The 19110-nt window shown below is 63.2% G+C and carries 17 protein-coding genes; 9 read left to right on the top strand and 8 right to left on the bottom strand.

The annotated features are described in order from the left end of the window. Positions 1-22: 22 nt before the first annotated feature. The 3 genes from mobB to IB279_RS09970 are packed head-to-tail and all read right to left on the bottom strand — an operon-like array spanning position 23 to position 2124. Positions 23-544: a molybdopterin-guanine dinucleotide biosynthesis protein B gene (gene mobB / locus IB279_RS09980; RefSeq protein WP_034795131.1), complete on the bottom strand. Its 522-nt coding sequence runs from the start codon at positions 542-544 to the stop codon at positions 23-25. Further along, complete coding sequence (mobA, locus tag IB279_RS09975) at positions 541-1206, bottom strand: molybdenum cofactor guanylyltransferase MobA (RefSeq protein ID WP_060585002.1); 666 nt, start codon at positions 1204-1206, stop codon at positions 541-543. The genes mobB and mobA overlap by 4 nt, the downstream gene beginning before the upstream one ends. Positions 1207-1215: 9 nt before the next feature. After that, positions 1216-2124 carry a DMT family transporter gene (locus IB279_RS09970; RefSeq protein WP_112770884.1) on the bottom strand — a complete coding sequence of 303 codons (909 nt, stop codon included), beginning with the start codon at positions 2122-2124 and terminating at the stop codon, positions 1216-1218. Positions 2125-2578: 454 nt separating this feature from the next. Here IB279_RS09970 and IB279_RS09965 point away from each other — a divergent pair, with 454 nt between their 5' ends. Further along, complete coding sequence (locus IB279_RS09965) at positions 2579-5122, top strand: methyl-accepting chemotaxis protein (protein ID WP_060520679.1); 2544 nt, start codon at positions 2579-2581, stop codon at positions 5120-5122. 239 nt (positions 5123-5361) lie between these two features. On the opposite strand, the gene moaA is transcribed toward IB279_RS09965, so the two are convergent. Beyond that, a complete protein-coding gene (gene moaA / locus IB279_RS09960; protein ID WP_112770883.1) occupies positions 5362-6411 on the bottom strand; it encodes a GTP 3',8-cyclase MoaA in 1050 nt (349 codons plus the stop codon). 215 nt (positions 6412-6626) lie between these two features. Between moaA and IB279_RS09955 the strand changes: the two genes are divergently transcribed. Continuing rightward, positions 6627-7001: a gamma-butyrobetaine hydroxylase-like domain-containing protein gene (locus IB279_RS09955; protein ID WP_034795121.1), complete on the top strand. Its 375-nt coding sequence runs from the start codon at positions 6627-6629 to the stop codon at positions 6999-7001. Positions 7002-7058: 57 nt separating this feature from the next. Here the strand turns inward: IB279_RS09955 and IB279_RS09950 are convergent, their stop codons facing one another. Then, positions 7059-7541 (bottom strand): MarR family winged helix-turn-helix transcriptional regulator, encoded by a 483-nt coding sequence (locus tag IB279_RS09950; RefSeq protein ID WP_034795119.1) that lies wholly within the window; start codon positions 7539-7541, stop codon positions 7059-7061. A gap of 47 nt (positions 7542-7588) precedes the next feature. Here IB279_RS09950 and IB279_RS09945 point away from each other — a divergent pair, with 47 nt between their 5' ends. The 3 genes from IB279_RS09945 to IB279_RS09935 all read left to right on the top strand — a co-directional run bounded on the left by IB279_RS09945 (position 7589) and on the right by IB279_RS09935 (position 10073). Further along, positions 7589-8497 (top strand): alpha/beta fold hydrolase, encoded by a 909-nt coding sequence (locus IB279_RS09945; protein ID WP_112770882.1) that lies wholly within the window; start codon positions 7589-7591, stop codon positions 8495-8497. A 127-nt stretch (positions 8498-8624) separates the two neighbouring features. Next, a complete protein-coding gene (locus tag IB279_RS09940) occupies positions 8625-9233 on the top strand; it encodes a pyridoxamine 5'-phosphate oxidase family protein (RefSeq protein WP_112770881.1) in 609 nt (202 codons plus the stop codon). A 54-nt stretch (positions 9234-9287) separates the two neighbouring features. Continuing rightward, positions 9288-10073, top strand: a complete 786-nt coding sequence (locus IB279_RS09935; protein ID WP_234824410.1) for a M15 family metallopeptidase — start codon at positions 9288-9290, stop codon at positions 10071-10073. Between the two features lie 97 nt (positions 10074-10170). On the opposite strand, the gene IB279_RS09930 is transcribed toward IB279_RS09935, so the two are convergent. Beyond that, positions 10171-11241: a GGDEF domain-containing protein gene (locus tag IB279_RS09930; protein ID WP_060585010.1), complete on the bottom strand. Its 1071-nt coding sequence runs from the start codon at positions 11239-11241 to the stop codon at positions 10171-10173. 192 nt (positions 11242-11433) lie between these two features. Beyond that, positions 11434-12855 carry a class II fumarate hydratase gene (gene fumC, locus IB279_RS09925; RefSeq protein WP_112770879.1) on the bottom strand — a complete coding sequence of 474 codons (1422 nt, stop codon included), beginning with the start codon at positions 12853-12855 and terminating at the stop codon, positions 11434-11436. A 480-nt stretch (positions 12856-13335) separates the two neighbouring features. Between fumC and IB279_RS09920 the strand changes: the two genes are divergently transcribed. Further along, positions 13336-15225, top strand: coding sequence for a murein L,D-transpeptidase (locus tag IB279_RS09920; protein WP_112770878.1), 1890 nt, complete (start codon positions 13336-13338; stop codon positions 15223-15225). A gap of 40 nt (positions 15226-15265) precedes the next feature. On the opposite strand, the gene IB279_RS09915 is transcribed toward IB279_RS09920, so the two are convergent. Beyond that, the gene (locus tag IB279_RS09915) at positions 15266-15940 is read right to left on the bottom strand and encodes an HAD family hydrolase (protein WP_034795292.1); all 675 of its coding nucleotides are present in this window, start codon (positions 15938-15940) and stop codon (positions 15266-15268) included. Positions 15941-16163: 223 nt separating this feature from the next. Between IB279_RS09915 and rpiA the strand changes: the two genes are divergently transcribed. The 3 genes from rpiA to gor all read left to right on the top strand — a co-directional run bounded on the left by rpiA (position 16164) and on the right by gor (position 19107). Next, a complete protein-coding gene (gene rpiA / locus IB279_RS09910; protein ID WP_034795102.1) occupies positions 16164-16859 on the top strand; it encodes a ribose-5-phosphate isomerase RpiA in 696 nt (231 codons plus the stop codon). 119 nt (positions 16860-16978) lie between these two features. Beyond that, a complete protein-coding gene (locus IB279_RS09905) occupies positions 16979-17527 on the top strand; it encodes a DUF2059 domain-containing protein (protein ID WP_034795099.1) in 549 nt (182 codons plus the stop codon). A 191-nt stretch (positions 17528-17718) separates the two neighbouring features. Continuing rightward, positions 17719-19107 (top strand): glutathione-disulfide reductase, encoded by a 1389-nt coding sequence (gor, locus tag IB279_RS09900; protein ID WP_090293905.1) that lies wholly within the window; start codon positions 17719-17721, stop codon positions 19105-19107. The last annotated feature ends 3 nt before the right edge of the window (positions 19108-19110 follow it).

Raw genomic sequence — 19110 nt, 5'->3', positions numbered from 1 at the left:
GCCTGCCGCGCCTTCGCGCATTTCAGACGCCTTTACGCTGTAGCCCTGTGACCTTCTCGACGAAATCGGCAATTGCCGCCGTGTCGTCGAGTTCGAACACTGGCAGATCGGAGCCTTCTACCGGATGATCGGCAGCGATTGCGCAGATGTGGGGGTCGGTGGGCGCCAGCGGCTCGCGGTTCGCTGACTCCAGACGGCGAGCCTCGACCTTCGGGATCGGTTCGCGCTTGTAGCCTTCGATGAGGACGAGATCGCAAGGCGCGAGCCGCGCCAGGATCTCCTTGAAGCTTGGCTCCGGGGCGCCGCGCAATTCGTGCATGATGGCAAATCGCGTGCCGGAGACGATCGTCACCTCATGGGCGCCGGCCTCGCGGTGGCGGTAGCTGTCGGCCCCGACCTTGTCGATATCGAAGTCGTGGTGGGCGTGCTTGACGGTGGAGACGATGTAGCCGCGCCGCGTTAGCTCGGTGACGAGCCGTACCATCAGGCCAGTCTTGCCCGAATTCTTCCAGCCGGCGATGCCGAAGATCTTCATGGCGCTCATGTTTTGTCATCCTCGAAGAAACGCAACCATTGCGCCGCGTCGGTCAGATCCTCGGGCGTGTTGACGTTGAAGAACGGATCGAATGCGCCTTCTGCCGTCGCGATAAGCGGAAAATCGACCGTTACCGAAGGGTGGCGTTCGATGAAGGCGCGGACGCGGCGCTTCGGGTCACTGGTCAGAAAGGTCTCAAGCTCGTCCGCAAGGGCGACCGGCCAGAGCCCGAACAACGGATGCATCTGCCCGTTGGATGCCGCAACGGCAATCTGCTGGTGCTCTGTCAGGCCGGCAACCATTCGGGTGACGAGATCATCCGGAAAGAACGGCGTATCGGTCGGAACAACGACGACGTGGCTTGCCGTCGGATTGGTCGCCGCGACATGGCGCATGGCTGTCAGCACGCCGGCAAGCGGGCCGAGAAAACCGGGGACTGTGTCGGCGATGACGAGCACGCCTCTGTCGATGGCGCCGGCCGGATCGACGTTGAGGTTGACGGCGACGCTCGTCACCTGAGGCCGGAGCCGGGCGACGATGCGCGTCAACATCGTCTGGCCGCCCAGCTGAAGGCCGAACTTCGGGCTGCCCATACGGCGCGACAATCCGCCGCCAAGGACGACGGCGGGCAGGGATGCGCTGATCAGGGGCGAGGGACGGCTTCCGGGCATTGTCGGCTCCTATTCCAGTGGGCCGGTCAGCGAGCGCTGGGCGACGGCTTTGCGACCGCGCAGCGTCTCGCGATAGAAGGTGTAGAGACCCGAACCGATGATGATCGCGACGCCGACTAGCATCCAGTGATCCGGCACCTCGGCAAAGAAGAAGATGCCGATCGCAATCGACCAGATCAGGCTGGTGTAGCGGAAGGGGGCGATCACCGAAATGTCGCCGGCCCGCATCGCCAGCACGATCGTCTGGTATCCGAGCATCAGCAGAACGCTTGCCGCAGCGATATGGCTGAAGGTCGTCGTCGACATCGGCTCCCAGCCGCCCATCGGCTGGATGAGCAAGGCGCCGACGAGGGTGGTGACGAGCGAAGTCGATACGGTGATGTAGAGCGCCGGCACGTCGTGGCCGATGCGGCGGGTACAGAGGTCGCGGGTGGCGGTGACGAAGACGCACCCAACCACGGTCAGCGCCGCCGGCGTGAAGCCCTCGGGGCCCGGCCGGAGCACGATGAGCACGCCGATGAAGCCGGCGATGATCGCGGTCCAGCGGCGCCAGCCGACCGGTTCGCCGAGGAAGAGTGCGGCGCCGAGCGTGACGGCCAGCGGAAGCGCCTGCATGATTGCCGAGGCGTTGGCGAGCGGGATCTGACCGAGGGCCGAGATATAGGTGACCGAGGCCAGCGCCTCCATGGCGATTCGCAGCAGGATCACCGGCCGCATCAGCGTTCCGATCGGTCGGAAGGCGCGAAAATGCCAGGCCGCGAGCACGACCATCAGCGTCGTCAGCACACCGCGCACGAAGATGATCTGCCCCACATTCATTGCGCCGGTGACGGATTTGACGAGCGCGTCGTTGCACGAGAACGTGACCATCGCCAGGCACATGAAAAGAATGCCGCGGAAATTGGTGGAGGCTTGCATGCTGGCTGTCCTGCGACGCCGGGCAAGCGGCCTGCGCTGCCGGCGGATGGGGAGGCGAATCCGTGAATGGATCGCCTAATGTTTAAGCATTGGCTGCCGGGTTGTGCAAACGGGATCGCATGCCGCTCCGACTTTTCTTGTCCGACAAGTAGAAGGATTGCCTTCGAGGGAGAACCATTGCCGGAAAGACTGTCGCATGCCGGTAAAGCCGGTGTGCTCGAACATAAGCTTATTCGCGGAATCTTAAGTTTCGCTGCCTATCGTCGCCGCAATTCCGCATCCATTCGCATGACGCGATCGGCGGGGTGGCGCCGCAATAAACCTTGCAGGGTGGCCATTCCAGGGACGTTTGCTTGAGGCTTGGGAGAGCCTCCGGCCGATGGCCCATCGGTGTTTCCACCAAGAAAAACCGCCGCGCGGGCCTGCTTCCCATAAGAATAATCAGGGGTGCGCAATGTCTTTCATCGATCGCTTGCTGCAACGGCTGCGTATCGTCACCAAGGTGCTGCTTTTCGTGGTTCCGCTCGTGGCGCTTATCGCCGGCATTGGTCTCATCGGCTTCTTCACTGCCCGCACGCTCAACGGCCATATGACCGTGACGCGGGAAACCATCAACAATCTCTCGGATTTCCAGGCGCTGCGCGGCGCGCTGCAGGCTTTTGCCGATGCGCCGAGCGAGGAGACGCGCACGGCACTGTCGGCCCAGATCGACGAACAGGAAAGCGGCGTGAAGACGCTCGACGGCCTGTTGACCCGTGCCGAGGACAAGGCGGAAATCGCTTCGGTGCTTACGCTTGGTCAAGCCATGCGCAGCCAGACGGACAAGCTCTGGGCGACCAAGCTCGAGCGCGACCAGGTGACGGCGTCGCTCGACAAGGCTCTTGCCGACATGACCGAACAGGGCAATGGCGCCTACAAGCAGATCGACATCATCCGCAAGGAATCGGGTGAGAAGGAAGCTTTTGCCAAGGCGTTGCTGTTCGATGCCGCCGCCTATCAGGGCCTTGCGGAGCGCATCAAGAAATTCCGCCTGCCGGTAACCATGGCCGTCAACCCCGACGCCAAGATCGACCAGGCGAACAAGCTTCTGCCGCATCTCATGAAGCAGATCGAAGAGGCGGAAAAGATCGCCTCGGAAAAGGTGCAGGCGCCGATTGCCGAACTGAAGGATCAGGCAACGAAGGTGCAGGCGACCCTTGCCGGCGGCGATGACAACGAGGCGAAGAAGAACGCGCTGGTGCCGATCCTCAGCAAGTTCTCGAAATACGAAGCGGACTTTGCCAAGGAGGCCGCAAAGAATTCCGACACGGCCGCGAAGCGCTTCGTCGGCATGGATGCCGAGATCTCGCAGCTGAAGACCCTGATCGCGCTGATGGGCGACACCTTCAAGGGCCTCGACAGCACGCGGCTGCACATCAGCGAACTGCATCGCAAGCTCGATGCCGCCGGCCGCGAGCCTGTCATGGCCGACATCCTGGCGGTTCGCGAAACCTCAGCCAAGCTCGGCGAACTCGGCGGCAAGAACGCTGCCCTTCGCGACCTTCCGGGTAAGCTCGGCCCGTCGCTCGACAACATCGACAAGGACACCGCTGCATTGATCGACGTCGGCGGCCGCTGGCAAACGGCAAAGACCGAAGCGGCGACGATGGTCGCAGCCGCCAGCACGACGCTCGAAAGCTTCGTCAGCAGCGCCCAGGAGGCCGGCAAGGTCGACAGCCAGCGTTCGGCCGACGTTTCGATCGTGGCGATGATCGCCGGCACGCTGCTCGCCATCATCGGTGGCCTGATGCTGGTCGAGACGCTGCGCGGTCCGCTGAAGCGCGTGACCGAAACGATGACGCGGCTTGCCAATGGTGACCTCGACGTTGCCATCGAAGGCCGCAACCGCGGCGACGAGATCGGCGACATGGTGCGCTCGGTTGCCGTCTTCCGCGACAATGCGGTCGAGAATGTCCGGCTTGGTCGTGAGGCCGAGGCCGCGCGCGCGCTTTCTGCAGAAGAGGAAACGCGCCGGGCTGCTGAGCGCGCCCGCATCGAGGCCGAGCAGATGCAGGCGCTGAACGCGCTCTCCGACGTACTAGCAGCACTTGCCGATGGCGATCTCGAAGAAGGCATGTCCGAGGATCTGCCCGCCGATTACGTGATCATGGCCCGCACCTACAACAATGCGGTCGAGGCGCTGCGGGCGACGCTTGCCGACGTGCGCGTTGTCACCGGCGAGATCACCGGCGGCACCGGCAATCTCGCCGCGTCGGCTGACGATCTGGCGCGCCGGACCGAGCAGCAGGCGGCAGCCCTCGAGGAAAGCTCGCGGGCGCTGCGTCAATTGACCGATATCGTCCGTGCGACGGCCGAAAGCGCCCGCAAGACGACGGTTTCGGTCGGCGAGACCAACTCCTACGCCAAGCATTCCGGCCAGGTGGTCGCCAAGGCGATCGATGCCATGGCCGAGATCAACCGCTCCTCGGAGAAGATCAGCACCATCATCGGCGTCATCGACGAGATCGCCTTCCAAACGAACCTGCTTGCGCTCAACGCCGGCGTCGAGGCGGCGCGGGCAGGCGAGGCGGGCCGCGGCTTTGCGGTGGTGGCGCAGGAGGTGCGCGAACTCGCCCAGCGCTGTGCCGGGGCTGCCCGCGAGATCAAGGGGTTGATTTCCGAAAGCTCGGCACAGGTGAGAAGTGGCGTCGCTCTCGTCCAGGAAACCGGCGACGCGCTGACAGTGATCAACAGCCACATCGGCACGATCCACGACCTCGTCAGCAACATCGAGGCTTCGGCCGCCGACCAGTACACCGGTCTCAACGAGGTGAACTCGGCGGTGCATCAGGTCGAGATGATCACCCAGCAGAACGCCGCGATGGTCGAGGAAAACACCGCCGAGATCCATGGCCTGCGCCGGCAGGTGGAAGCGCTCAACGACAAGATCGAACGCTTCCGTACCGGGACGGACGGTATCGGCGCCCGCGGACAGGGGCATCGAAGCTACGCGGCTTGAGTGTCGGGGCGGGCGGCTTGGGCACCCGCTGACCAACCCTCTCCCCGCAGGCGGGGCGAGGGAACGTGCCGGAGGGGCAAGCGCGCCCATACAGGCGCTATCCACTTACACGCGGAATACGTGGGGACACGAAGGTGTGCCCCACATTCCCTTCTCCCCACCTGCGCGGAGAAGGTGCCGGCAGGCGGTTGAGGGGCCGCCTGCCGGTTGTTCTTCCAAATTGGTATCCTGATGAAAGATCAGCCGCCGGTGACGCTCATGTGGCGGGCAACCGCCGGGCGGTTGTGCTCGCGGTCGATGATGAAGTCGTGGCCCTTCGGCTTGCGGCCGATCGCCTCGTCGATCACCTGGCTGAGATAGGCATCGTCTTCGGAAGCGCGCAGCGCTGTACGCAGGTCGGCCGCGTCGTTCTGGCCGAGGCACATATAGAGCGTGCCGGTGCAGGTGAGACGGACGCGGTTGCAGCTCTCGCAGAAATTATGCGTCATCGGCGTGATCAGGCCAAGCCTTCCGCCGGTTTCCGCCACCTCGAGGTAACGGGCAGGGCCGCCGGTGCGATAGGAAATCTCCGAGAAGGTGAACTGCTCTTCCAGTTGCCGGCGCATTTCCGACAGCGGCATGTAGTGGTCGGTCCGGTCTTCTTCGATCTCGCCCATCGGCATGGTCTCGATCAAGGTCAGGTCCATGCCGCGGCCATGGGCCCAGCGCATGAGATCGGGAATCTCTGCGTCGTTGAAGCCTTTCAACGCCACGGCATTGATCTTGATCTTCAGGCCGGCGGCCTGGGCTGCGTCGATGCCTTCCAGGACCTTGGAGAGATCGCCCCAGCGGGTGATCTGATGAAATTTTGCCGGGTTGAGCGTGTCGAGCGAGACGTTGATGCGCTTGACGCCGCAGTCTGCAAGCTCGGCGGCATATTTCGCAAGCTGCGAGCCGTTGGTCGTCAGCGTCAGCTCGTCGAGCCGGCCGGCCTCGATCTCGCGACCGAGTTCGCGCACCAAAAACATGATGTTCTTGCGCACCAGCGGCTCGCCGCCGGTGAGCCTGAGCTTGCGGACACCCTTCTCGATGAAGGCGGAACAGAGACGCTGCAATTCTTCGAGCGTCAGCAGATCCTTCTTCGGCAGGAAGGTCATGTGCTCGGCCATGCAATAGGTGCAGCGGAAATCGCAGCGGTCGGTAACGGACACGCGCAGATAGGTGATCGCCCGGCCGAAGGGGTCGATCATCGGGGCTGTCTTCTGCTCCAGCGGCAGAGCGCCAGATCTGTCTATCGTTGCTGTGTTCAAGCGTCTTTCTCCCAGCCCCTTCAATGTCGTCGTCGAAGATCGTCGCGTCAAGGCGCATACTGTCGCAAAGTGTTGATCGGAAGAGACGGGTAATTCTCGCGCGCCGATTTCTGCGCTAGTGCATTGTTGTCCTTCAGAGCAATGCCGCATCGGGGGACGCAGATTACGGCGAATGGCCGGCATCCGGTTTGTCGTACGCGAAAGGAAGCAGCGAAATGAGCGAAGTCTGGCCGACGGAATTGCGAGTGTCGAAGGATCGCCACCGGCTTGTGGTGACGTTCAACGACGGAGCCTCCTTCGATCTCTCGGCCGAGATGCTGCGGGTGCTTTCGCCGTCGGCCGAAGTGCAGGGCCATGGTCCCGGTCAGCGGGTGACCGTGCCCGGCAAGCGCAACGTGCAGATCATTTCGGTGCAGCCGACCGGCAACTATGCGGTGCGCATCGGCTTTGACGACTTCCACGACACCGGCATCTTCACCTGGAACTACCTGCGCGAACTCGGCGAAAAGGGTGCGGAACTGTTTGCCGGCTACGAGCAGGAGCTCGTGGAGAAGGGCATGTCACGGGACAAGGCCGAGAAGCCGCGCTGACGACGACCGTGCCCCCGCGTGTGGTTTGAGGGGCGCTACGGCCGCGTGGCGCCCACCTCAGGCCAATTCGCCTTCCTCCCGCAAGAGCAGGCCGATCAGCCGCTCCATTGAGCGGGTGACCACCAGGCAGTCATCGATCGACTCATCGTCGAGCAATCTTTCGATCAGCGCCGTGTGGATCTCCATCGCGGCCTCCGTCAGCGTGCGGCCCTCGGGCGTCAGCGATAGCCTGAGCACCCGTTTGTCCTTCTCGTCACCGCGACGCAGGATCAGGCCGCGTTTTTCCAGATGCGGCAGCAGCATGCTCATGTTGGAGCGGCCGACCAGGAGCTTGCGCGCCAGTTCCTGCTGCGAGATGCCGTCGAACCGGTAGAGATTGATCAGGATGTCGAGATGCGGGGGCTTGATATCGAGATGGGCGATCTCGCGGGTTACCGTCTGCTGCATCAATTGGCAGGCACGGGCAACCGCGATCCAGCTGCGGAAGCGAGGGTGGTCCCAGGGAAAATGATGTTCTGTGGTCACTTGATTTTTGTTCATCGTTGTACAATTATGTTCAGCATTGAACATTTTTAGAGATTCTCACTATGGCATCCTTTGCGATCAAGGTCATCCGCAACGCGCTGAAAGGCGTCGACGCGTTTTCACCCGAGGCGGCCGGGCGGCTCGCTTTCAGGCTGTTCACCCTCACGCCCGGCAGAAGGCCGAAGAATGCCAAGGAAAGGGCGGCGCTTGCGGCTGCAGCTCCGGTGATCGCCAGGGGGCAGCCGGTGACGCTCTCCTATGCCGGCGGCTGGGTGCTGGCGCGCAAGTTCGCCGCACCGCGCGAGGCTGCCAACACCAAGCGCATTCTCCTCGTGCACGGCTGGGGATCGCGCAGCGACTATCTGGCGGCGATGATCGACGGCCTGGTCAAGGGCGGCGCCGAGGTGGTGACGCTCGATTGGCCAGGGCACGGCGCTTCGCCGGGGCGCACGCTGACGATGCCGGCGGCGGTTCTAGCGATCGACGCGGCCTGGCGGCATTTCGGCAATTTCGACGTCTGTGTCGGCCATTCCTTCGGCGGCGGCAGCCTGGCCTGTGCGGCCGGCGGCATCGTCTGCGACGTGCACAGCCATATGCCGAGAAAGCTGGTGCTGATCGGCGCGCCGAGCGAGATGACCTGGCTTTTCAAAGGGTTCGGAAAAATCCTTCGCCTGTCGCCAAAGGCGCAGGCGGCTTTCGAAGGCGTGGTCGAGCGTCTGTCCGGACGGCGCCTTGATGATTTCGATGCCGCGCGGGTGATCCAGGCGCGTGCCGTGCCGACGCTCATCATCCATGCGGAAGACGACAAGGAAGTCTCCGCCGACCATGCGCGCCGTTATGCGGCGGCCGGGCCGAATGTCGAGATGCACTGGGCAAACGGTTTTGGCCACAGGCGCATTGTTTCGGCCGCACCGGTGATTGCGCGGATCAACGCCTTCATACACGCGGAAGATCAAAAAGCCGCCGCCTGACTATTTTTCGTTGACGTCGTCATCAGTCTGTCATGCTATCGGCCGAAGGGTCACTGGCCCGGGATTCGGCGCGCAGATCAGCGCCCTGATCGTTCCCCGGGGAACTCTGGCAGCATTGGAGGACGGTATGTCGATCATCGCCTCGGTCGAGGAACTCAACGCGCTCTACGGCGGCGTCAGCGAAGCATCGGTGGCCAAGGTCACCAAGACGCTGACGGCTGAATACCGGCTGATGATCGAGGCATCGCCTTTCTGCGCGCTCGCGACCGTCGGTCCGGAGGGCCTGGATTGCTCGCCGCGCGGGGACGATGATTGCGTCGTGCGGATCGCCGACGACAGGACGGTGCTGATTCCGGACTGGCGCGGCAACAACCGCGTCGATTCGCTCGCCAATATCGTGCGCGATCCGCGCGTGGCGCTGATGTTCCTGATCCCCGGCTCGAACACGACGATGCGAATCAACGGCACGGCGGTCCTCAGTGTCGATCCTGGCTTGACGGAAAGCTTCGAGGTCGACGGCAAACATCCGCGCAGCGTTATCGTCGTGACGATCGGTGAGGTCTATTTCCAATGCGCCCGCGCCGTCATGCGCGCCCAGCTCTGGAACCCAGACCGCTTCCTCGATCCGGAATCGCTGCCGACGCCTGGCACGCTTCTGAAGGCCGCCAAGGCGGATTTCGACCGTGACACCTATGACCGCGAATGGGCGGAGCGCGCCGCCAAGACCATGTGGTAGGCTGCGTCCCGGCTGATCGGCACGATTGGCCAAGCACAGAGGCTGGAGGCGAGGGTGCTGCGGCAAGCTATGACAGGTGCACTCCTGCTCGCTCTCCTAATCGGCAAGGCGTCTGCCACCGAGCCGTTGCTGTCGGAGAAGCTCAGGCTGCTGGCAGCCCGCTACCCTGATGCCATCGAGCGCATCGAGAATAATGCCCTGGTCCTCAGGGATGGCGGACCGCCGATCGTCATCGACGACGGCCGAGCGAAAAGCCATGCCGAGAAACTCGCGGCAGGAGACGTCGAGGACAGCCTGTCGCAGATCTATCCGCTCGGCGCCTGTGCGACGCCACCGGCGGTCGATTTCGACCCGGGGCGCATCCGCAGCGATGCGCTGCTGAAACGGCTCTATGGCGGCAGCGCTGCAGCCGTCCGGCGGGATCTCGTGAGCGTGGACTGGTTCGGCGAGCGGCTGCAAGTGACGAGGAAGCACGGGATGGCGGCGGCGCTGAAGGCTGTTATTGCGGACCTTTCGCGGCAAGCCGAACTCAAGCGCTATCTCAGCCCGAGTGCCGGTACCTTCAATTGGCGGCCGATTGCCGGCGCTGCGACGCTGTCGGTCCACAGCTTCGGTGCGGCCATCGATATCAACACGCGCTTTGCCGACTATTGGCGTTGGGCCGGAAAGGCCAGGGGCGGCTATCGCAACCGCTATCCGCTGGACATCGTCCAAGCCTTCGAGAAACACGGCTTCATCTGGGGCGGCCGCTGGTATCACTTCGACACGATGCACTTCGAGTACCGGCCGGAGATCATCGCAATCGCTCGCGCCGCTGGCGCCGATGCCTGTCGCCGGTAACGCATTTGAGCGGAAAGCGGGCTCGTTGCCCATGAAACGCAAAAGGCGCCCGTGAAGGCGCCCGTTGTCGGTTTCATTTCAGGTAGGCACTGCGGTCTCAGCGGCGGTAGATCAGCCAGTTGCGGCCGGATTCCTTGCGCATGCCGTCTTCGAAGAGAACCGTCTTGTTGCGGCCGGCGTTCTTGGCCGAGTAGAGCGCGATGTCGGCCTTGTTGTAGAGGTCGACCGGGTCTTCGGCGGCCGTCGCCATGCAGACGCCGACGGACAGCGTGATCGGGCCGTAATTGACGCCGGTCTTGGAGTTGCGGAAGGGCGTTGCGGCCAGCACGGTGCGGATGCGGTCGGCGATCTGGAGGCATTCTTCCTGGCTGCTGTCGCCGAGGATGATGGCGAACTCCTCGCCGCCGGTGCGCGCGACGAAGGCTTCGCGGCGCAGGTTGGCACGCAGTACGCCGCCGACGGTCGCAAGGATCTTGTCGCCGACCGGATGGCCGAAGGTGTCGTTGACCTTCTTGAAATGGTCGATGTCGGCAACGAGCAGGCCGGTGAAGTTTCGCAGGTGCTCGTTGTTGTAGACGGCCGCCAGATTGTCGTCGAAGGCACGGCGGTTGGCGAGCCGCGTCAGCGAGTCGGTGTTGGCGATACGCTTGTACTCGTCGAGTTCCTGCCGAATGACCTCCATCTCGAAGGACTTCTGCACGACAGTCTCGACGCGTTCCTTGCCCTGGCTCATCGTCTCGGCCGTGGCGTCGGTCAGGATGCCGATTGCGTTGCGCAGGATATCGGCGCTCGACGCGCTCTTGCTGACGATGTTGACATAGGCCTCGTCGAGAACCTTGTTGTAGTTCTCGAGCGCATATTGCTCGTCGCGCAACAGGGTGACGAGTTCGGCAAGCTTGGCCGCAAGCGTGGTGTGGGCGCGTTCGATGCCGGTGGAGCGATGGATGTGGCTGAAGTACTGCGCGCCGATTGCATCCAGTTCTTCCTGGGTCGCGCGGCTGCCGAGCGCTGCCAGCTCCTTCGACAATTGCGGGTTGGAGCCGAGATAGGCTTCGTAATAGAGCTCGTAGTTGCGGGGGATGGGCGCCACGCCCATCATGCGCATCGCATGGGTTACCTGCGCTGCGATATCGGGCGTCTGAGCCTTGCCCGAGCTTGCCGTTTGCATCTGCAAACCCCCTAATATGAAACGCTGCTTATCGGTCATTATTTTTAGGGGCAAATGATTTGCGAAGTCTTAATATTTGCCGCCGTCGCGCCGCCGCATCATGACCGATCACGGCAGATTTTGCCGATCGACAGTGCGTTCGCGACATCAAAGCCACGGCGCCTTGGAGGCGCCGTGGTGTATCAAAATGGATCAGGCCGGGCTGATCATTGTTTCCGGACGAACGACCGCGTCGAACTCTTCGTTGGTCACATAGCCGCCGCCGACTGCTTCTTCGCGCAGCGTCGTGCCGTTCTTGTGGGCGGTCTTGGCGATCTTGGCGGCGTTGTCGTAGCCGATCTTCGGAGCAAGCGCCGTCACCAACATCAGCGAGCGGTCGAGTGCCGCCTTGATGTTGTCTTCGCGTGCCTCGATGCCGACGACGCAATTGTCGGTGAAGGATACGGCCGCATCGGCCAGCAGCTGCACCGACTGCAGGAAGTTGTATGCCATCAGCGGGTTGAAGACGTTGAGCTCGAAATGGCCCTGGCTGCCGGCGAAGGTGAGTGCGGCGTGGTTGCCGAACACCTGGACGCAGACCTGGGTCAGGGCTTCGCACTGGGTCGGGTTGACCTTGCCGGGCATGATCGACGAGCCAGGCTCGTTTTCGGGCAGCGACAGTTCGCCAAGACCCGAGCGCGGGCCGGAGCCGAGGAAGCGGATGTCATTGGCGATCTTGAAGAGGGCGGCGGCTGTCGCATTGATCGCGCCATGGCTGAAGACCATGGAATCGTGCGCGGCGAGCGCCTCGAACTTGTTGGGTGCGGTGGTGAAGGCGATGCCGGTGATCTTGGCGATCTCTTCGGCGACCTTTTCGGCAAAGCCGACAGGCGCGTTGAGGCCGGTACCGACGGCCGTGCCGCCCTGGGCGAGTTCGCAAAGGCCCGGCAGCGTCATTTCGATGCGCTTGATCGAGGAGGCGACCTGCGCCGCGTAGCCGGAGAACTCCTGGCCGAGCGTCAGCGGCGTTGCGTCCTGGGTGTGGGTGCGGCCGATCTTGATGATGTGGTCGAACGCCTTGACCTTGGCTTCGAGCGCCTTGTGCAGGTGCTTCAGCGCCGGCAGCAGGTCATGGATGACGCGCTCGGCGCAGGCGATGTGCATGGCCGTCGGATAGGTGTCGTTCGACGACTGGCTCATATTGACGTGGTCGTTCGGATGCACCGGCTTCTTCGAGCCCATGACGCCGCCGAGCAGTTCGATGGCGCGGTTCGAGATCACCTCGTTGGCGTTCATGTTCGACTGCGTGCCGGAGCCGGTCTGCCAGACGACGAGCGGGAAATGGTCGTTGAGCTTGCCGTCGATCACTTCCTGGGAAGCCTTGACGATGGCATCGGCGACGGTCGAATCCAGCCGGCCGAGCGCCTGGTTGGTGCGGGCGGCCGCCTGCTTGACGATGCCGAGCGCCCGGACGATCGAGGCCGGCTGTTTTTCCCAGCCGATCTTGAAGTTGCCGAGCGAACGCTGGGCCTGGGCGCCCCAATAGCGGTCATTTGCCACTTCGATGGGGCCGAACGTATCTGTTTCCGTGCGCGTCGATGTCATCGTGATACCTGCCTTGATCATGCGGTTCATCAAGCCTGGGCGAGGGGGCGTGTGGCCGATCTCTCCAGGGTGCCGGGCCTCTCTCTGCCCCGACGGCTGGAGCTTGTAAAGGGGCGGTCCATGGCTGGCCATGCTACAATCGTTTGAAACCCCTTGGGCGTGGCGGGTGCATGCCGCGTCACCGTGATTCGGTCCTTGCCGGGCGTTTGGCGGCGTTGTGATGTTTCGGTCACAGACGCCATCTTCTTTTCCAGCGCCGATCGCCGGCCGCCGCCCGTGCCAACGCGCGCACCGAAATAAAATCCAGTGGGATCAAATTTTTATCGCTCGCTGAACGTCCTGCAAATGAGGCGTTGGGGAGATTCTAAACGGAGGTTCGAGGACGATCGTTATCGGCGCGTTTCCTTTTCATTCACCATCCTTTTCTATAACTTTTAGCGCACGAGGGCGTGGCGAGAATCTGGCTTCAGCCGAATTCGGCGACAACGCGATACGGGGACGTAGTTTCATATGAGAGTTCTTAAGACGGCAGCGATCGTGGCGCTCATGAGCGGCTGTGCGATCGCGACCATGGACGCGCGGCCGGCTTCGGCCTTCACGTTCGGCGATTTCATTCGGGCAGGCAGAAAGAAGCCCGAGGCGCAGCAGGTGCAACCGACCCAGCCGCTCCCCGGCGTCGGCACGATGGCTGACCCGCAGCAGGCGGCCAAGCCGCTGCCGAAGATCACCGGCCCGAAATACTATACCTACAAGGCGGAGCCGCTGCGTCGGATCGCAACCGACAAGCTGCTCGATCCCTTGGTCACCGGCTCCGTGCGCAACGACGCGCTGCCGCCGGTGCTGCGCATGCCGCTGGCTGACGCGCGGCAATTCCTTCCCGGCATCAATGTGCGCGCCTCGGGTGACGTGGCAAAGGCGGTCGAAGCCCATTACGGCGCCCGCATGGATTACATCTGGATTGGCGCCGAAGGCGTCAACGCCAAGGCGAAGGCGGCGGTTGCCGTTCTTGCCGACGCCGCCAAGGTCGGCCTCGATCCGCAGGATTATGCCGTCAGCGTGCCCTCCGATACGTTCGATCGTGGCGACATGATCGCCCGCGAGAAAGAGCTTGTGCAGTTCGAGATCGCGCTTTCGGCAGCGACGCTCAGCTACGTGCAGGACACGGTGCGCGGTCGCATCGACCCGAACAAGATCTCCGGCTACCACGACTTCAAGCGCAAGACGGTGGATCTGCTGCCGCTTCTCGACAAGATGTCGGCAAGCAGCGACATGACCGCGCTTCTCAATGAGCAGAACCCGAAGAGCGCGCAATTTGCCGCTCTCTCTGCCGAACTGGTGAAGCTGCGCTCCGAGCAGAGCGTTGAGCAGCGCGTCGAAATCGCGCCCGGCACGCTGCTGAAGCCGGGTCAGAGCAATCCCGAGCTCGCCAACATCATCGCAGGTATCCGCCTCAAGGGCTCGGAGAAGCTGAAGGCCGATCATGCCACGGTTCTTGCCGCCTACCAGGGCACGCCGGAATACACGCCGGAGCTGGTTACTGTGGTGGAGGCCTTCCAGCAGGAGCACGGGCTCAAGGCCGACGGTGTCGTCGGCCAGGCGTCACTTCGCATCCTGACGGGCGGCGACACGGTCGCCTCCAAGATCAACAAGCTCGAAATCGCCATGGAGCAGGCGCGCTGGCTGCCGGATGGTCTCGGCGACCGCTACGTCTTCATCAACCAGCCGGCCTTTACCGCCACCTACGCCGACAAGGGCGCCGAGCAGTTCTCCATGCGCGTCGTCGTCGGCTCCAAGGCGAACCAGACCTACTTCTTCCAGGACGAGATTCAGACGGTCGAGGTCAACCCCTACTGGGGCGTGCCGCAGTCGATCATCGTCAACGAGATGCTGCCGAAGCTCAGGAGCGACCCGAACTATCTCGACCGGATGGGCTACCAGGTCGAGGTCGGCGGTCGCCCGGTCCCGTCCGCATCGGTCAACTGGAACGGCTCGACCGCATCGGTTGCCGTGCGTCAGCCGCCGAGCAGCGACAATGCGCTTGGCGAGTTGAAGATCCTGTTCCCCAACAGTCACGCGATCTACATGCACGACACGCCGTCGAAGAGCTTCTTCAAGCGTGACAATCGCGCGCTCAGCCATGGCTGCGTGCGGCTTGCCGATCCGCGCCTGATGGCGGCGGCCGTGCTCGGCACGAGCGTCGACGATGTCGGCAAGGAGATCGCCGGCGGCCGCAACAAGGCGCTGCAGGTCCCGGTGAAGGTTCCCGTCTACGTCGCCTACTTCACGGCTTGGCCGAACAAGGACGGCGTGGTCGAGTACTTCAACGACGTCTATGAGCGCGACATGTATATGAACCGGGCCTTCGAGGCGACGCGCGGCGCACGCCGGGCGGAAGGATAAACAAGAAAAAGGCCGCTTCGAGCGGCCTTTTTCCTTTCTGCTATTTGGAAAACAGGCCCGAGACCAGATCCGGGGTCAGTTCGTCGAAGTGACTGATGACAACGGTGGGGTCGAGGCTTTCGACCGGAACATCGGAATAGCCGAAGGGAACGGCGATCGAGGGCACCTGAGCATTGCGGGCGACGAGGAAGTCGTTGAGGCTGTCGCCGACCATCACGGCGCGGGTCGCCAGGCCCCCGGCATTGGAGACGGTGCGCAGCAGGTGGGCAGCATCCGGTTTGCGCACTTCGAAGGTATCGCCACCCGATATCGCGGCGAAGCGCTCGATCAGGCCGAGCCGTTCGAGCAGACGCGTGGCGAGCTTTTCCGGCTTGTTGGTGCAGACCGCGAGCTTGAAGCCGGCGCCGGATAGGCGGTCGAGCGCGTCGACTAGGCCCGGATAGGGCAGCGAATCGCCCGGCATCGAACCGTGGTAGAAATCGACGAATTCCTTCAGCTGCCATTCCAGCATGTCTTCGGCCAGCGGCTTTTGCCGCATCGCAAAGGTGCGCTCGATCATGGCGCGGGCACCGTGGCCGACGAGATGGGTGAGGTCGCCGTAGGTGACCGGCTCGACGCCGGCCTGGGTAACCGCATGGTTGAGGCTGGCGACCAGGTCTGGCGCCGTGTCGACGAGCGTTCCGTCGAGGTCGAAGACGACAATGGGAGAAGACAAGGAGAAAACCTCTTGGCGCTGAAAACCGTTGTTGATCGGGTAGGCGAACTCATCGGCGATTGCAATGGCAAGCGACGCCGGCAAGCACACGGAATCCTGAGTGCCGATTTCATTTTGACTTTTGTTTGCGTCGTCGGGCGTGTAAGTGTCACAGCGGAAAACGGGCGGCCGTTCGCTGATTGCGGCCTGCTGCCCGTGCGAATCACAAGGGAGCGACCGGCGCATGGACGCCCGCGAAATGAAGATCAAAGCCGCGGCCGCGGCGCTCGAATATGTCGAAGACGGCATGCGTCTCGGCATCGGCACGGGTTCCACGGCCGAGGAGTTTGTGCGGCTCCTGGCCGAGAAGGTTGCAGCGGGGTTTCGCATCGAAGGCGTTCCCACCTCGGAGCGCACGGCGCGGCTCTGCCTCGAACTCGGTGTTTCGCTGAAGTCGCTCGACGAGCTGCCCGAACTGGACCTGACGATCGACGGCGCCGACGAGGTCGATGGTCAGCTGCGTCTGATTAAGGGCGGCGGCGGCGCGCTGCTGCGCGAAAAGATCGTTGCGGCTGCGTCCAAGCGCATGATCGTGATTGCCGACGAGACGAAAGTGGTCGACGTTCTCGGCGCCTTCAAGCTTCCGATCGAGGTCAATCCTTTCGGTCAGGTGGCAACCCGGATCGCGATCGAAAAGGTTGCCTCGCGCCTCGGACTTTCCGGCGATATCACTGTCCGCCAGTCCCATGACGGCGCCTTCCTGACGGACGGCGGGCACCTCATTCTCGATGCATCTTTTGGCCGTATTCCTGATGCAGATGCGCTCGCCGGGGAGCTGAATGCCATTCCCGGCGTCGTCGAGCACGGGCTTTTCATCGGCATCGCTTCGCTGGCAATCATTGCCGGGCCGCAAGGGGCACGCACGCTGACTGCGTCCTGAGCCGGCTTCGCTGCCCCGTCAGGGGCAGGAGCGGTGAAGACAACAGGTTTCCATACATGCGGGCCTGGCGGCGGCAATCGCCCGGGCAGCATGCGACAAACACAGGAGCAAGGGTAAAAATGAACAAACTCGCAGGTCTTGTCCGCACTTTCGCTGCCACCGCGGTTCTGCTGTCCGCGTCCGTTCCGGCGGTTAAGGCCCAAGACGTCTCCGAAGACCAGATCAAGGCGGCGCGCGCGACGATCGCTGCTCTCGGCGTAACCAACAGCTTCGACAACATTCTGCCGAACCTTGCCGAGCGTCTGAAGAACACGCTGATCCAGGCATCGCCGAACCATCAGGAACTGATCACCGCGACCGTCGACGACAAGGCGCTGAGCCTTGCCGCCCGCCGCGCCGATCTCGAGAACGAAGCCGCGACGATCTACGCCAAGACCTTTTCGCTCGAAGAGCTGAACGCGATCACCGAGTTCTACAACTCGGCCGCCGGCAAGAAGCTCCTGAACGACGGCCCGATCGCATCCCGCGAACTCCTGAAGGCCGCAGACATCTGGGCATCGGGCGTATCGCGCGACCTGACCCAGGAAGCGACCAAGTCGCTCGACGAGAAGGTCGGCTCCACCCAGCCGGCAGCAGCCGAAGGTGCAGTTCAGGCGCCGGCACAATAAGCTGCGGCGCCGAGCGCCTTCATCACGTTTCGAGGAGCCCGGAGCGATCCGGGCTTTTCTTTTGCCCGGAGGCTCCACTATATGTGCCTGCGACGCGGCCATCGGCTGCGCCCGGTTGCGTGTCGGCCCAGGATCGTTCGGCGCGCTTTTCAGATCGCCATTTCGGCCCGCTTGCTTTCAGGAGACTGCCCATGCCCGCTTTCGACTATGACCTTTTCGTAATCGGCGGCGGTTCGGGCGGCGTGCGCAGCGGGCGCCTGGCGGCAAGCCTCGGCAAGAAGGTCGCGATCGCGGAAGAGTTTCGCTATGGCGGCACCTGCGTTATCCGCGGCTGCGTTCCGAAGAAGCTTTATGTCTACGCGTCGCAGTTTTCCGAGCACTTCGAAGATGCAGCGGGCTTCGGCTGGACGGTCGGCGAAAGCACGTTCGACTGGAAGAAGCTGGTCGCCGCCAAGGAGCAGGAAATCACCCGGCTCGAAGGGCTCTACCAGAAGGGCCTCAACAATGCGGGCGCCGAAATCCTGCATACGCGCGCCGAGCTCGTCGGCCCGAACACGGTTCGCCTGCTCGACAGCGGCAAGACGGTAACGGCCGAACGCATCGTCATTGCCGTTGGCGGTCATCCGACCCCGCATGACGCGCTGCCGGGCCACGAGCACTGCATTTCCTCCAACGAAGCCTTCGACCTTGCGGAACTGCCGAAGTCGATCCTGATCGCCGGCGGCGGCTACATCGCCGTCGAGTTCGCCAATGTCTTCCACGGCCTCGGCGTCGAGACGACGCTGATCTATCGCGGCAAGGAAATTCTCTCGCGGTTCGACCATGACCTGCGCCGCGGGCTGCACGTCGCGATGGAGGAGAAGGGCATCCGCATCCTTTGCGAGGACATCATCCAGTCCGTCACGCTCGACGCCGACGGCAAGCGCGTCGCGCACACGATGAAGCACGGCGACATCGTCGCCGACCAGGTCATGCTGGCGCTCGGGCGTGTGCCGAACACCAGAGGTCTCGGCCTGGAGGCCGCCGGCGTCAAGACGGACGAGCGCGGCGCCATCATCGTCGACGCCTTCTCGCGCACCAGCGCGCCCGGCATCTATGCGCTTGGCGATGTGACGGACCGCGTTCAGCTGACGCCGGTCGCGATCCATGAGGCGATGTGCTTCATCGAGACCGAGTACAAGAACAATCCGGTGTCGCCGGACCACGACTTGATCGCGACTGCCGTCTTCTCGCAGCCGGAAATCGGTACTGTCGGTCTGACCGAAGAGGAAGCGGCGCGCCGGTTCGACGAACTCGAAGTCTACCGCGCCGAGTTCAGGCCGATGAAGGCGACCCTTTCGGGCCGCAAGGAAAAGATGATCATGAAGCTGATCGTCAATGCCGCCGACCGCAAGGTGCTCGGCGCTCACATCCTTGGCCATGACGCTGGCGAAATGGCGCAGCTGCTCGGTATTTCGCTGAAGGCCGGCTGCACCAAGGACGATTTCGATCGGACGATGGCGGTGCACCCGACGGCGGCGGAAGAGCTGGTAACGATGTATTCGCCGTCCTATCGCATCCGCAAGGGCGAGCGGGTCTGAGCC

Origin of the sequence: Ensifer sp. ENS06 (assembly GCF_014852205.1) — a bacterium.
Classification (GTDB): Bacteria; Pseudomonadota; Alphaproteobacteria; order Rhizobiales; family Rhizobiaceae; genus Ensifer; species Ensifer adhaerens.
This window is presented reverse-complemented; position numbering and strand designations above follow the sequence as displayed.

Bases quoted from the DNA above. Each gene is read 5' to 3' on its own strand.
- IB279_RS09920 (WP_112770878.1), top strand. From the start codon at position 13,336: ATGAGAGTTCTTAAGACGGCAGCGATCGTGGCGCTCATGAGCGGCTGT.
- IB279_RS09930 (WP_060585010.1), bottom strand. From the start codon at position 11,241: ATGCAAACGGCAAGCTCGGGCAAGGCTCAGACGCCCGATATCGCAGCG.
- gor (WP_090293905.1), top strand. From the start codon at position 17,719: ATGCCCGCTTTCGACTATGACCTTTTCGTAATCGGCGGCGGTTCGGGC.
- mobA (WP_060585002.1), bottom strand. From the start codon at position 1,206: ATGCCCGGAAGCCGTCCCTCGCCCCTGATCAGCGCATCCCTGCCCGCC.
- IB279_RS09905 (WP_034795099.1), top strand. From the start codon at position 16,979: ATGAACAAACTCGCAGGTCTTGTCCGCACTTTCGCTGCCACCGCGGTT.
- IB279_RS09940 (WP_112770881.1), top strand. From the start codon at position 8,625: ATGTCGATCATCGCCTCGGTCGAGGAACTCAACGCGCTCTACGGCGGC.
- IB279_RS09970 (WP_112770884.1), bottom strand. From the start codon at position 2,124: ATGCAAGCCTCCACCAATTTCCGCGGCATTCTTTTCATGTGCCTGGCG.
- IB279_RS09950 (WP_034795119.1), bottom strand. From the start codon at position 7,541: ATGAACAAAAATCAAGTGACCACAGAACATCATTTTCCCTGGGACCAC.
- rpiA (WP_034795102.1), top strand. From the start codon at position 16,164: ATGGACGCCCGCGAAATGAAGATCAAAGCCGCGGCCGCGGCGCTCGAA.
- IB279_RS09965 (WP_060520679.1), top strand. From the start codon at position 2,579: ATGTCTTTCATCGATCGCTTGCTGCAACGGCTGCGTATCGTCACCAAG.
- fumC (WP_112770879.1), bottom strand. From the start codon at position 12,855: ATGAACCGCATGATCAAGGCAGGTATCACGATGACATCGACGCGCACG.
- mobB (WP_034795131.1), bottom strand. From the start codon at position 544: ATGAGCGCCATGAAGATCTTCGGCATCGCCGGCTGGAAGAATTCGGGC.
- IB279_RS09945 (WP_112770882.1), top strand. From the start codon at position 7,589: ATGGCATCCTTTGCGATCAAGGTCATCCGCAACGCGCTGAAAGGCGTC.
- IB279_RS09955 (WP_034795121.1), top strand. From the start codon at position 6,627: ATGAGCGAAGTCTGGCCGACGGAATTGCGAGTGTCGAAGGATCGCCAC.